The sequence below is a fragment of the Flavobacterium album genome (assembly GCF_003096035.1).
Classification (GTDB): Bacteria; Bacteroidota; Bacteroidia; order Flavobacteriales; family Flavobacteriaceae; genus Flavobacterium; species Flavobacterium album.
Genome location: NZ_CP029186.1, coordinates 3,341,375 through 3,355,548, shown reverse-complemented (window position 1 = coordinate 3,355,548; position 14,174 = coordinate 3,341,375). Strand labels below are relative to the sequence as shown.

Genomic DNA, 14,174 nt, shown 5'->3' with positions numbered 1-14,174 from the left:
AGATCGCATGATTGTTAAGTTTTTTAGAGTTCAACTATTAATCCCATGTGTTGATAAGTAGAAATATTTAAATTTAAAGCGGTTCCTTCCGGAACCGCTTTTAGGGTATTGATTGGTTTGTTGAGTACTATTTCTTTACGATAATGAACTCTGAACGGCGGTTTTGTGCATACTGCTCTTCTGTGCAGTTAGCACCGCAGTCCACCTTAGGCTGGCTCTCGCCATAGCCTTCGCCCGAGATGCGCGCCTTGGCTATGCCTTTGGAGATTACATACTGTACCGTAGATTTCGCCCTGCGGTTAGACAGCGCCATGTTGTATTTATCGCTGCCGCGGTTATCGGTATGCGATTTTACCATGATCACAAGCTCAGGGTATTTTTTCATTGTCTCTACTAAGTTATCCAGTACAAAAGCGCCTTCTTTAGTGATGTTGCTCTTGTTGAATTCAAAGAATACATCATCAAGCACAATCACCGGCTGGTCCGGAACTACAACGATCGGATCAAGGTCAAGGTTTACGTTAGCCTGCGGCCCTTTGCCTGCAGGTACCTTGGCTGTGCCGTTGCTGTATTTTTCCATGCTGCCCTGAAGCCCGTAAGCCCTGTTGCAGTCTACAGTGTAGGTTACCATACCTTTGGCATCGGCTGTCCTGGTCTCGATCACGTTGTTCTTCTCGTCAAGTATCGCCACTTTGGCTCCCGGAAGCGCCTGAAGCGTCTTTTTGTCCCTTACCTGTACGATGGCTTCTACCGCGCATAATGGTGTCGCGCTGTAGATCTTGTCAAAGCCGTCACGGTTTGAGGAGAAGAAACCAATATTGTTCTTGGTGTTGAAGGTAAAGGCGAAGTCATCTTTAGGGCCGTTTACAGGGGCTCCTACGTTGATGGCATCGGTGCCTTTGTTAAGGTCGATCATGAACACGTCTAATGATCCGAAGCCTTTGTGGCCATCGGAGGAGAAGTACAGCTTGTTGTCATCGGTGATGAACGGGAAGCTTTCCCTTCCTGTGGTGTTCACTTTTGGCCCAAGGTTTACCGGCTCGCCGTAGCTGTCGCCGTTCACTTCTACTTTCCAGATGTCGTTGCCTCCCATAGTGCCTTCCCTGTCGGAAGAAAAGTACAATGTCTTACCGTCCTTGCTGATGGCAGGGTTGCCTGTCGACCACATTTTATTGTTGAACGGTACCGGTTCGATATCGCCCCATTTGCCGTTTACTTTTTTTGCCCTGAAAAGCCATACCTGGCCAAGCTTCAGGTTGTTTTCCCTGTCCCTCTCGTACTCTTTGCGCTCCTTGAAGCTCTCGCTCGAGAAGTACATCGTGTTGCCGTCGGCGGTTACAGAGGCCGGGCCGTCATGGTAGCGGCTGTTCACCTCAGGAAGCAATGCCGGCTCGCTGTAGGTACCGTTGGCATTGTAGGTTGCCGTGTACATATCAAGGAATGGCTCTTCGCTCCATCCGTAGTTCCTGCGTGAGGTATTCCTTGCGCTGGTAAAGTACAGCGTGTTGTCATCCGAAAGCACTGCCCCGAAAGAGCCGTATTTCTTATCGTTGATGTCAAGCACTTTCTCATCGAACAATTTGGCCTGGTTCCTTAATTTAGGAAGGTAGTTCGGGTCTTTCTTAAATTCTACTGCCCTTGTATCACCAGGGGCCATCGATGCAAATTTCTGCATCTGTGCGTTGGCCTCCTCATATTTGCCTTCGGCCTTGAGCATCTGGGCATAGCGCCAGTAGATCTCGGCATCGGTGCTGCCTTCTATGGCTTTAGGGTACCATTTTACCGCTTCCTTGCTGTTGAATACATTGTAGTAGCTGTCGGCTATTTGGGCGTATACGTAAGGGTCTTTCTTGTCCAGCTTTTCGTAAGCTTTTGCCGCATCTACATATTCATAGCGCGCATAGAGCTTGTCGGCCGCCTCAAGGTCCTTGTTATCCTGTGCCGTTACTGCCATGGTGGCGAGCATAAAACTAAGTGTAATATATATTTTCTTCATTTTTCTTATGTCGCTTTTAGGTTAGAAATAACGTGGGGAACGGGATACTTTCTTCGGGAAGTTCACATCAAACAAAAGCATGATCTCGTGCGAGGCAGGGGTCGATACTTTAAGGTCTGATACGATGTGGTCGTACGCATAGCCGATCCTGAGGTTAGGGGTAATGGCATAGTTCACCATCCCGCCGTAAGAATCGTCAAGGCGGTAGGTTGCGCCTATCTCAAATTTGTTGAAGAACAAAAAGTTCAGTGAGCCGTCGATCGATGGGTCTACCCCAAAGGCCGACTTGATCATGAAGGTTGGCTTCATCTTCAGGTTATCGGTAAGGTCAAATACATAACCTCCCGTTAAGAAGTAATGCGATACTTCCGATCCGAACTGGTAAGACGTACCGTTGTTGGTCACATCAAGGTGCTTGCTCTTGAGCATGTTCGGTACCGAGAAGGCAAGGTAGTATTTCTGGGTATAGTAGAAAACACCTGTACCGATGTTCAGGTAGGTATTGTTAACGTTCTCCTGGAAGGCAGGGTCATTCGGGTCCGGCACATAGCCATTGCCGATATCGTCATAAAGGCCGACATTGTGCATGGTAGCACCGGCTTTTAAGCCCAGGGCAAGCCTGTGCTCGCCGCCTAATTTAAGGGTGTAGGAGAAGTCGGCATAAACGTTGGTCTCCTGCACAGGGCCAATCTGGTCCACTATGGCCGATAAGCCAAGGCCTACATTCTTGCCAACAGGGCTGTGGCCCGAAAAGGTGCCCGTGCTCGGGGAGTCCTGGATATCTACCCACTGCTTGCGGTACAATAACCCAAAGGCAAGGTTTTCCTTCGAGCCCGCATAGGCAGGGTTGATCACGTTCATGTTGTACATGTACTGCGTGTAGTGCGGATCCTGCTGGGCATTGGCATCCAGCAGTCCTCCAAGAGCTAATAATGCTGCAAGGTAAAATTTCTTCATGTGTGTTTCTCTAAATTTAGGTTAGTGGTAATACCGGCCGCCAAGATCTTAAATTACCTAAACTACTAAACTATAAAGTGATCGTTTGTGCGGCCCGCATATTACATTTTTTTTCTCCATATCTAACGCAGAAGCGAGAAATGTGCTTTGAACTCATTGTTGTTTACTCCGTCAACTGTAAATGTTACCATAAACCAATAGTCGGTTGCGGGAAGCGTATAGCCATTATACGTACCGTCCCATCCCTCTCTCAAAGGGTCGAATTGTTTTATCAGTTTTCCATAACGGTCGAAAATATTGATCGAGGCTTTATTTTCACGTTCGAAACCCCAAATATTCCACAGGTCATGATGCCCGTCGCCATTTGGACTAAAGAATCGGGGATAGTCAATAAATTTTATCGTTGTTGAGAAATCTCCGGCACACTGTCCCGGATCAGGTGTAAATGTGTAGGTCTTACTTCCAAACAGTGAACCTCCACTACTGGCTGTTTCACTCCAGATACCTTTCACGCCATTGTTGGATACATTAGGAAAAAATTTTGGTCTTTCATCGAAAAAATAGTGCGTTTCAATTTTGAATTCAGGCATTATACTTTCAAATACTTCAATGTTGATTACGACCGGCCCGCTTGTACACTGCCCCGGATCAGGCGTAAAAGTATAGGATTGCATCCCGGATGTATCAGTGCTGATCGCGGGCGAGCTCCAGCTTCCCCTTATACCATTCACCGAAACCGGTGGTAATAATTCCGGCTGTGCATCTTTACAATATTCCTGCAATATATCAAAAACAGGAGTCTTCCATGAAGTTACAGTCACATTAACCTCAACCCTTGACGAAATACATCCCTGAGGGCTCACCGCCTCTGCCCAGTAGATATTATCTCCCGAGAGAACCGGGGTGGTAAATGTTTTCCCTGTATATAATGGTGTAGTTGCCACAGCGCTATCGTACCAATTTATAATATTACCGGGCGATGTAGCATCAAGCGCCACTGATGTTCCTTCGCAAATTTCTAAATTGGCATGTGATATCGTTACGATAGGAAGAGGATAAACATTTACGGAGACTTTGACCCTGGCTGACCTACAACCTAAAGAAGATACTGCTTCTGCCCAATAGCTTGTTGTTGAAGTAAGTTCAGGAGTTGTGAATGCTATTCCTGTTGCAACAGGGATTGCAGCCGATTCGCTAGCATACCAATTTATTGTATCTCCCGTAGTTGTAGTTGCGGTAAGCACCGTTTTGCCCGGACATATTGAATCAGCACTTGCGACAACCAATGCAGGTACTGCATTAACTGTAATATTAACCTGCATCCTTTCGGAACGGCATCCTGTATCTGTTAAGGCTTCTACCCAATAGCTTGTATCTGATGTGAGTATAGGAGTTGTAAATTGCCCTCCTGTTGCAACGGGCACTACCGCGACGGCACTATCGTACCAATTTATAGTATTGCTAGGGGAGGATGCTAATAAAGTAGCCGTATTGCCGGAACAGGTAACCGCATTTTGAATTGATACTGAAGATGAATTAACTGTTACAGTAATCTTTACCCTGCCGGAAAGGCAGCCTGCCGTTGATACAGTTTCAACCCAATAGCTTGTATTTGCAGTAAGTGCAGGGGTTTCATAATTATTCCCTGTAAACAGAGGTGTCGTCGAATTTTGTGCATAATACCAGTTTATAGTGTCGGATGATTGTGCAGTTACCTGCAATACCGCTGTATTCCCACTACATATTGCCACGTTATATTGTGTACTGAACGACGGTATTTGGTTAACTGTTAACTGCATTCTCCTGACTGTATAGCATCCCAGGGTACTTTCGATCCTTATCCACAAAGTTTTAGATACAGTCGTTGAAAAATCAAGAGGCAGTGCATCTTCGTTATCTTTCGCCTTCTGTTCCGTAGGATGAAAAGTAATAGTTACATTTTCATTTCCTGGGTTAATCTGCGGATAACTCTGTGAAAGGTTAAAAGTATGTGCTGCTCCCTGCGGGATACATATATTCTGCTCTGCATTTTGCGCTACAGGAGCAGCAATAACGGTAATTTGCGTTGCAGATGCATAGGCTCTGCCACCTATCGTTACGTTTAGGGTTACAGTGTATGTTCCGGCGGCCGTATAGATATGTTCCGGCGCTTCATCCGTTGTTGTACTCCCATCACCAAAATTCCATAATATGGTAGATGAGACATTGCCTCGGTTTACATGGCAGTAGCTAAAAGCCAAAGGTGCCCCCTCACAGGCTTGGGTTACAATATCGTTATTATTAATAAAAAGCTTTACATGGTACAGATAAGGAATAAAGTTGGGAAGCCCAAAAACACGCTTTGTACCCAACGATATAGCATCCGGTACATAGCCGGGATTCCCAAAATTATCCGGATCATTGATCACGGAAAGGTGGTCGTTAATAGTGTATTGCTCTACATCAGCGTAATAAATCTTATTATTAGGTCCCAATTGTAAGGCTCCCATCATATTAGCATTGTTTGTTGCCAGTATAACTTCAGAATTTGCAGGTGTAGCAGAAAGATCATACTGTAGCAGGTTATTGGCAGTAGATGCATACAGGATGGTATTATTAGGAGAGAATTCCACACCATAATATTGCCTTGGCAGCATAAATAATATGTTCTCATTGCTCAAAATGCCATTCTCATTATTGAAATCATACACCCTAAGCCCGCCGCTTTCAGTAATTGAAGTATATGCTATTTTTTTACCATCATGCGAAGCCCTAAGGTATCCGGCGCCGGGAAGAATAGAATTAGGACCTCCAACAGATACTACAGGATCTGGATTAACTCCATCAGACGTTACGGAAAATGAATAGAATTTCCCCAGATAACTGGTAATTACCCAGTAACCGGAACAGTCTGCTTTTGCAACGGCAGTAAGCTGTTCATTACATCTTTGGAAGCCGCCTACAGGTAATGGAATATTTTTGACAGTTACCTCTCCATCAACTCCAATAGACATATCTACGACACTATAATTCAACCCTTTTGATTGTGATCCTAAGGGTATTTCTAAAAAACGCTCAAGCGCATCGGTAGTGAAAATATAGTACAGATTTGCGCTACCAGGAGCCGGTATTATGATGCAAGACTGGGTACTAGACAAATGCCCGTTTAGCCCTGTACCATTTGGCATGATAGTATGGTTGCGTGTAAACACATTAGTCCCGTCTGTATAAAAAAGCAAATTCCCAAATTCATCCGAAAAACTTGCAGTTCCTTCATTCGCATCTGTTTGACCGCTAGTATTAACAATGGGTGCTCCCGCTATAAAGTCCAGTCCGGCATTTTTCCCAAAAAACCAATGCGCTGTTTGCTGCTGTCCATAAACGGCATCAGAGGCACAAAGTAATAAAACAAAGGATACTACTGTATATAAGGCTTTATGCATTGTTTTAATAATGATTTTAAATTTCCAATTGAGTTGTCCCTGTAGTAGTTATTTTCAATATTACCTATTTATATACACCCACCCTGTTAGCTGCCCGCCATTATTTTTAGTGATCGCGTAAAAATAGGTACCGGTAGGTAGTTCATTGCCCTTATTATCCTGTCCCTGCCATTCTTTCACATAGTTTGAGGCATTATATACTTCGACTCCGTAGCGGTTAAAGATGGAAAGTTTCATTACTCCCATACCTGTAAGGTCAAAATAATGATTAAACTGATCCCCGTTGGGCGATATGCCTCGCTGGACGACATCGCATGACTCTATAGCTACATGGGCCTCAAATCTCCCATAATCCAAACAGATGTCGGGATTGCTTACCTGATAAACAACCAGATAGTCACCCGGCTGGCTGTCGCGTATTGTTATACTGCCTGTAGCGGCGTCTATTGCGAGGCCTTCTGCTGAACTGAATGTGCCACCTTGCGTAAATCCTGCGGCCAGTACAGGTGAAGGATCATTTGAAGAATAGCAATAAGAACTCTGCTGGTAGCTAAATGTGACTACAGGTACAACATTATTATTAACTGACACCGTAAATCGTACTTTACCTGAAAAACATTGTGTTTGCTGATTGTATGCCGATGCCCAATAAGATGCTTCTTCAGTAAGCACGGGTGTTATATAGTCTGTGCCTGTGGCAATTGGCGTTGTAGCCGTCTCACTATCAAACCAAGCTATAATGTTGCTGCCATTTGCAGTTGCGGAAAGCAGGGCTGTAGTACCTGAACAAATACTAAAATCAGTATTTGATGCCGTAATCACTGGCAGGGCCGTTACAGTTACGGTGACCTGCGTCCTAGCTGTTGCACATCCTTCTGGCGATATGGCTTCTATCCAGTAGCTTGTTGATTCCTGGAGTGGCGGTGTAATAAATTCTGTACCGGAGAATAGTATCGCTGTATCGTTTTGGGCGATATACCAGTTTATGGTGTTTCCTGCAGAAAAGGCCGTAAGTGTTGCTATTGACCCCTCACAAACTGCCGCACCCTGAGCACTTATTGTTGGTAGTGCATTTACTTCAACCATAATTTCTGCCTTTGCAGAAGCACAACCTTCAGGAGATATAGCTTCTGCCCAATAGCTTCTGTTTACCGAAAGCCCTGTAACTATAAATTCGTTTCCCGTAGCAAGGGGTTGCGTTGCTGTTTCGCTTCCGTACCAGTTTATTGTATTCCCTGCCGATGCCGCCGAAAGTACTGCCGGGGTGCCTTCGCATATAGTTATGACGGTATCAGCTACCGTTAGCAGTGGTAATGTGTTTACGGTGACAGCAACTTCTGTTCGCGCCGACACGCAACCTTGCGGAGATACTGCCTCAACCCAATAGTTTGTAGTTGTAGAAAGTATGGGCGTAGTAAATTCTGACCCTGTATACAGTATTTCGGTTGAAGTTGCGCTATTATACCAATTTATTGTATTCCCTTCTGATATTGCGGTTATTACAGCTGTATTGCCTAAACAAGACATGGTATCCTGTACAGTTATAAGTGGCACTGCATTTACTACAGCACTTGTTTCAACTCTTTGAGAGGTGCAACCTTCTGGAGAAACAGCCTCTGCCCAGTAGCTTGTTGTGGCAAAAAGCTCTGGTGTACTATATTCTTCTCCTGTAAATAGTACCGCTGTAGCAGTTTCGCTGCTGTACCAGTTTATAGTATTACCTGCCGAAGCCGCTGTGAGCATAGCGGTATTTCCGGCGCAAACTGCGGTATCGTTTACTGTTACTACAGGAATTGGGTTTACAGTTACAGCAACCTTTACCCTTGGTGAAATACAGCGGCAATTAGAAACCTCTACCCAATAGGAAGTGTCTGCAGTGATATTAGTAAGCACAAGCTCAGCACCTGTAAAAACAGGCGTTATGGCATCCGCACTGACATACCAGTTTATTTTTTGCCCCGTAGTCGCTACGGTAAGTGTTACATCCCCGCCAATGCATGTATCAACAGAAGTAGCTGTGGTTAATTGGGGTACTTCGCAATCAGGGCCTAATTTTATGATCCAATTGTCAAACGTGCCAAACCATTCTGAATATCCCGGCCATAGCTCGTAATAGCCATAGAAAGAATTGTTGCCTATGGCGTCCCCATTTGCGGAATTTGTGTCTCCAACCATAATAAAGCCGCCATCCGGCGTTAAGGCAAAGTTCCATATTTTATCATTTTGATATCCCCCATCGTTTTTACCCATGCTAGTTCACCATCCAGCCCTATCCGCATCAGAAAACCATCACTTGGTACCAGTGTTGAGGCCAGGGGGTCTGACCTGTTGGGTTGTCCTTCGAAAGAATCATAAAGATAAAACCCTCCTAAAGCATATCCGCAGTCAGCTGTAAGGAGTATTTGGTATGCTGCTTCATTCCCTGTTCCGCCATATGTCTTTTCCCAAACTATATTACCATCTCCATCCAGTTCAACTACCCATACATCTCTAAGTTTCCAGCTGCCCGGGGCTGTATGGTTAAAGCTGATATCCCCGTCATTGGAATCAGTAAATCCAGCAGTGATATAATTTCCGCTTTCCGTGAGCTTTACAGAAACAAAGCTGTCTATCCCGCTTCCGCCAAAAAGTTTAGACCATTGAATGGCACCTGCGCTATCTGTTTTTATCATCCACGAGTCAAGCAGTCCATGAGCGGTTTGTGGTACGTCACCTCCTAAAGCTTCTGTTTCTCCTACAATTACATAGCCTCCGTCCGGTGTGGGCTGTATAGATGTTAAAGTAGTAGTTCCAAACCCTCCGTAGCATCTTTGCCATTCTATATCTCCTGCAACACTAACTTTCATTATCCATCCGTCTGTCGCAAAACCCGCAAAATTGTGGTTTCCTATAACATCGCCATCATTAGAGGCGGATGTGCCTAGCAGAATATAGCCACCATCTGAAGTGACAATTGCATCGTATAAATATTCATTTCCTGTACCACCTAAATTTTTCTGCCACATAATATCTCCACTATCATTGATTTTTATAATCCACCAGTCGAGATACGTATCCTGTCCGTAGTGCCCTCCTACATCGCCATCAGAAGATTGTGAGATACCGGCAAGCAAATATCCTCCATCTGGAGATTTCACTATTCTTTTTATCTGGTCAGACTGGCTGCCACCATAGGTCTTCTGCCAAACTATAGCGCCGCCTGCATCTAACCTTGCCACCCAATAATCCAGCTGGCCAACTTCGGAAGTTATATCCCCTAGCCACTGTTGGCCGGTAACCATATATCCGCCATCTTCTAATGGCAGGATATCCCAACTCCCGTCGCCCTCATCCATTCCCGATCCTATGGTCTTTGCCCATTCAATTGTAGGGACAGTATTTTGTGCATTTAAAAATACACATGTAAACATTAGTAATAGTGTAATAATTTTTTTCATAAGTAAACTAATATTGCGATGTTTGGTTATGTTAGTCCTGCAAAAATAACCACTATGCCGAAAGGCCATAAAAAACGAATACCTCAGTTATACCTCACCTTTTTATTTTTATATAAAGCGTTAATTATAAGGCTAAACAAGGAAGGTACTTATTGATTAAATAGTATGGCTAAATAAAAAATTTTGGGTACAATGGAAGGTAAAGTGACTTATAGTGCGGCGAACTATTAAGTTATAGTTGGTGTTATTTTAAATAAGAATACAAAAAACAAATATTAAAAAACCAATGGGCTTTTATAAATATTCCATGAAATTTAAAGACTGCCCCAAAGCCTATAAATGGCTCGCGTAATTATAATGACTAAGGATTTGAACAGCGCAGCTAAAATTTATTGAACCAGAAATATATATCGACATCATCCGGAACGTTGAGTTTTTTCCGGATTCGGTATTTCTTATTCTGGACAGATTTTGGCTCTATATTCTTATAGCGGGCAATATCTTTTGTAGATAAATTCAGCTTTAGCAGGGCGCAAAATTCGGTTTCCGAAGGAACGATAGTCGGATGTATGTCCCTGAGCTTTTCCAGAAAAAGCGGAAAGCAATTGTAAAACGCAGCCATGAAAGCCTGATCGTCATTTTTTACCATTTCTATAAGACGGGAAAGCGTAGCTTCATCTACCATTGTAACATCTGAATGTTCTTTTAGGTACTCCTCGCTGACTTTTTCCTGCCTGCTAAGTTCCTTATTTTTTCGTTGCAGCATCACTAGGTATACGGACATAAGTAGTAATACCAGCCCAAAACCGATACCTATGTAAATGGAATTATGCTTCTCCATAAGGAGCTCATTGTCAATTATCTTGTGTAGCGATTTGTTTTTGTTCTTCTCATTCTCCAACAAGCTGTTTTGCAATTTCTGGAGGTATATATTCGCCTGCTTCAAGCTATCGATACTTGTGTAAGTGTCAGCAAGTCCCTTATATATAAGATTTGTATTTTCGAGCGAAGCGTTTACATATGGAAGACGTTCCTCTGCCATTTTATAGTTAATTATCGCTTTAGAATACTCTTTTCTTTCTTTATAAATGTAACCTAACAGAAAACTGTTGTTAAACTGGAAAATATCTGAATTTCCTTCATTGGATAATGCAACTGATTTATTTATATAATATTGTGCGGAGTCAAGGTCAAATTCGACATAAGCCGCCCCTAAGTTTGTGTAATTAGATTTATAAATAAATCTTTTCTTTTCGGTGTCATCCAGATCACTGATTTGCTTGTTGGCTTCCAGCAATACTTTTACTGCCTTCCTGTATTCTTTTTTTAAAAGGTAAACTTCCGCAGCAACCGTACAGACATTTGCTTTTCGGGCAATTATATCTTGTATGAGGAACTTATCATCTGTCCTCACCAGTTGAAGCATTTTTAAAGCTGTTTCGGCTTCCTTCAATGCTTTTTCCGGCAGGTCACTCCCGAGGTATATATTAGAATAATATTCATGTACGGCAGCCTTATAAAAAGTACTGTCATATGCATCAGCTTTACGCTGCAATTCCTGGGTGGCGGCTATTGCTTTTTTTAAGTCTTTATTAGTGTAATACCAGCATTTTAGTGCTAATGAGGCAAGCTCACCTTCTTTGTAACCCGCGTATTCTGCTTCTTCATAGAAGTCCTGTATTTGGGAAAAAGCGCCTTCGGGATTGGTGGTCGCCAGCTTTTTAATTTCAGAAATTTTATCGCGCAATATTTTGATACGCCCGGAACTGTCTTCCTGTGAAAAAACTGAAGTCAAATTAAAAAATATAAAAACAAATACTTTGAGTATTCTATTCATTTTAGGGCGCACATACTTTTTAATGCAATTTAAAATAAATATCATTACATAAATCGAAAGCTTAAAATTTAATGAATCATTAAACAATGAATTATATTTACAAACAAGAACGGAACTTAATTAAATTGAATGTTTAGAGTCCACATATACTATGATTAAGTAGAATACTAGGGGAGACAAATGCTGATATTTTCAAATATATATTTATATAGCAGGGTAATCAAAGATGATGCTGTACAATATCAAAGAGACATTATCTCAAAATAGGAGGAAAGATATAAGCAAAAACATCTGATGGTAAACAATTTGTCAATGGACAAAAGCTGCGGCAGTATTGTAGCAAGAAGAAAACCGCAATCTAGATATTTATTAATGATTGCGGTTTTTAATATGTTTTTCCGGCACTTTTAGTATTGCTGTTACACTTCAATTGTGATATATGCCAGATTACTTTTCTTATAAAAGCATTCCTATTATAATGCTCATGCATCTAAGATTAATTAATGCCAAAGTTTAGGCGCCTATTTTCTGGCCATGATGCCTTCAGAGTTTAAGCCGATCGATACCAAGCTCACTTAAACCGGTTAATTATTGTGCCCTAACATCATCTATAGATGTTGCCGTAGTTCGATTGATTTTATATAAAGATAAAAATTTTCCCTAACCATTTTCTTTAAATTGTAATTATTATTTTAAAAGGTTGTCACCAACGAATATACAATCTATAACAGCATATTCTTCACCTGAAAAACCCTCATCGAATACTTGATATATAATTGTATTAATCTGATCGGGATAATGGTCACTACTGATTACGTCCTTCATAGTAAGAAAATCGCCTTTTAATAACTTTTTTAAAATAGGTGTACTTACCCTATGACTTCGGTACTTGCCTATATCTCCGGCTGGAGATTGCAGGAAAAGAATGCTGGCCTCTAGACCATATTGTTTTGTAATTTGAAATTTGCTGATTGCTTCATTTCTTAAATCCTGGATAACTTTTTCTAATTCAGGCTTAAAAACATAGTTTGTCAGCATTTCCGAAGCCCACCCCCAAGGCCCGGGAATTGGAACATTGTGTGAATCATTAGTAAACATGATATTAAGCAAAATCTTCGAGATCCCAGTAGGTCTATAATCCTTTACTTAATTTTCGGACATTTTTTAGAACTGCTTTATTAGAGAAAAAGTTTAATATCTCTTTGTCACTACTAGTTGTCGGCTTACCTTTCTTTACATATTCATTAAGATAACCAAAGTTTGAAGCCCCGGTAATTTCCGTCATCTTAGTTTTATTATTATAGATTATTTAAGTTATAAACATCTTTATTGCGTTGACTGATTTGTTCAACGTTTTTAAATTTTTCTTTATTTTTTAGTATCCTGGCCCCAACAAAAAATTTACAATCATCTAATTGTTCTTCTGCATCTGGAATCTCTAGAGCATCTCCAAGAGCATAAAACAATAACCTCTCCTGAGAATGTCAAAAGTTCCGGTAAGTTATATGTCTTCGTAGGTGGTTTAAAAAAAAGGAACCTATTGGATCCACTGACATTTAAAATACTGCCAAGTTTCTCACCATAAAAATAATATTCTGGTGTTACGCGACCCAATAAAATTCAATTTCAAAACCAACATCTTTCTTTATATTCTTCTCCCAGCTATCATCCAGGGTTAATGAGAAGGATGCTTTGCCATCACTAATTTTAACTGTTTTAGTAAGCTCTTTGCCGTTGAACTTTTCATCAGGTTTAAGTAACATACCATCATCTTCAAATAATTTTAATGTTACTGTTTTCCCATTAGGAATTCCGGTTGTCCTAATGTTGTAATATACAGTGTTGGATAGTGTAGAACATGAAAGCACACGCTTGGCTATATATGATCGACCCTAAGGAATCGGCAAGGCTATACTACTAATCATCTTAATTTGTTTAATAAACTTTTTAGGTGGTACAGGAACTGCAGGACGACCTGGGGCTTAACTGGTACGACTATGGCGCAAGAAATCATGACCCGGTATTGGGTAGGTGGATGAATATCGACCCACTGGCGGAGAAGATGAGAAGATGAGAAGGCATAGCCCATATAATTATTGTTTTAATAATACAATGCGCTTTACAGATCCTGATGGGATGGGTCCAGATGATTGGATTTGAAGTATATTTTCTAATGAAATGGTATACTCATTAGGGTCTGTGTCTCCGGAAAGAACTCCAACAGGGTTCAATTATGTAGGTCCTCATGCAGAGACTCGTCAAGGAGGAATGAGTACATTTTATATAGAAGATGGAACTACACAAACTGGTATAGCCTTGAATGTAGTCAATGTTACTCAACATACTGGACTTTTTAATATTGGGGATGCAGGTGCTTATGGGCCATATGTACCCGATGCAATTAGTTTATCTGGAAATATTGCTGTCAATGGATTTTTCTTTGAAGCAAATCTATTAATTTGGGACCTACGTTTGGTTTAGGGTAAAACCGAATCTAATGGAGTTTCGTTTAAGGCAAGTGGTGC

At 41.8% G+C, this 14,174-nt stretch carries 10 protein-coding genes; 2 read left to right on the top strand and 8 right to left on the bottom strand.

The features are described 5' to 3' along the window. Positions 1-127: 127 nt before the first annotated feature. The 8 genes from HYN59_RS15210 to HYN59_RS18115 all read right to left on the bottom strand — a co-directional run bounded on the left by HYN59_RS15210 (position 128) and on the right by HYN59_RS18115 (position 13,412). Positions 128-1,996: an OmpA family protein gene (locus HYN59_RS15210; RefSeq protein ID WP_108779096.1), complete on the bottom strand. Its 1,869-nt coding sequence runs from the start codon at positions 1,994-1,996 to the stop codon at positions 128-130. Positions 1,997-2,017: 21 nt separating this feature from the next. Further along, entirely contained in the window at positions 2,018-2,953 is a 936-nt protein-coding gene (locus HYN59_RS15205) for a PorP/SprF family type IX secretion system membrane protein (protein WP_108779095.1), read from the bottom strand. Between the two features lie 122 nt (positions 2,954-3,075). Further along, positions 3,076-6,375 carry an Ig-like domain-containing protein gene (locus HYN59_RS18390; RefSeq protein WP_108779094.1) on the bottom strand — a complete coding sequence of 1,100 codons (3,300 nt, stop codon included), beginning with the start codon at positions 6,373-6,375 and terminating at the stop codon, positions 3,076-3,078. A 60-nt stretch (positions 6,376-6,435) separates the two neighbouring features. Next, positions 6,436-8,625 (bottom strand): T9SS type B sorting domain-containing protein, encoded by a 2,190-nt coding sequence (locus HYN59_RS15195; protein WP_108779093.1) that lies wholly within the window; start codon positions 8,623-8,625, stop codon positions 6,436-6,438. Further along, positions 8,571-9,785: a hypothetical protein gene (locus HYN59_RS15190; RefSeq protein ID WP_146185962.1), complete on the bottom strand. Its 1,215-nt coding sequence runs from the start codon at positions 9,783-9,785 to the stop codon at positions 8,571-8,573. The genes HYN59_RS15195 and HYN59_RS15190 overlap by 55 nt, the downstream gene beginning before the upstream one ends. Before the next feature lie 409 nt (positions 9,786-10,194). Next, positions 10,195-11,607 (bottom strand): LuxR C-terminal-related transcriptional regulator, encoded by a 1,413-nt coding sequence (locus HYN59_RS15185; protein ID WP_181369459.1) that lies wholly within the window; start codon positions 11,605-11,607, stop codon positions 10,195-10,197. A 729-nt stretch (positions 11,608-12,336) separates the two neighbouring features. After that, on the bottom strand, positions 12,337-12,747 hold the full coding sequence (locus HYN59_RS15180) for a hypothetical protein (protein ID WP_108779090.1): 411 nt from the start codon (positions 12,745-12,747) through the stop codon (positions 12,337-12,339). A gap of 503 nt (positions 12,748-13,250) precedes the next feature. Beyond that, the gene (locus HYN59_RS18115; RefSeq protein ID WP_181369458.1) at positions 13,251-13,412 is read right to left on the bottom strand and encodes a hypothetical protein; all 162 of its coding nucleotides are present in this window, start codon (positions 13,410-13,412) and stop codon (positions 13,251-13,253) included. A gap of 188 nt (positions 13,413-13,600) precedes the next feature. On the opposite strand from HYN59_RS18115, the gene HYN59_RS18385 reads away from it, so the two are divergent. Further along, the gene (locus HYN59_RS18385) at positions 13,601-13,723 is read left to right on the top strand and encodes a hypothetical protein (RefSeq protein WP_281261171.1); all 123 of its coding nucleotides are present in this window, start codon (positions 13,601-13,603) and stop codon (positions 13,721-13,723) included. 104 nt (positions 13,724-13,827) lie between these two features. Further along, a complete protein-coding gene (locus HYN59_RS15170; protein WP_108779089.1) occupies positions 13,828-14,130 on the top strand; it encodes a hypothetical protein in 303 nt (100 codons plus the stop codon). Positions 14,131-14,174 lie beyond the last annotated feature (44 nt).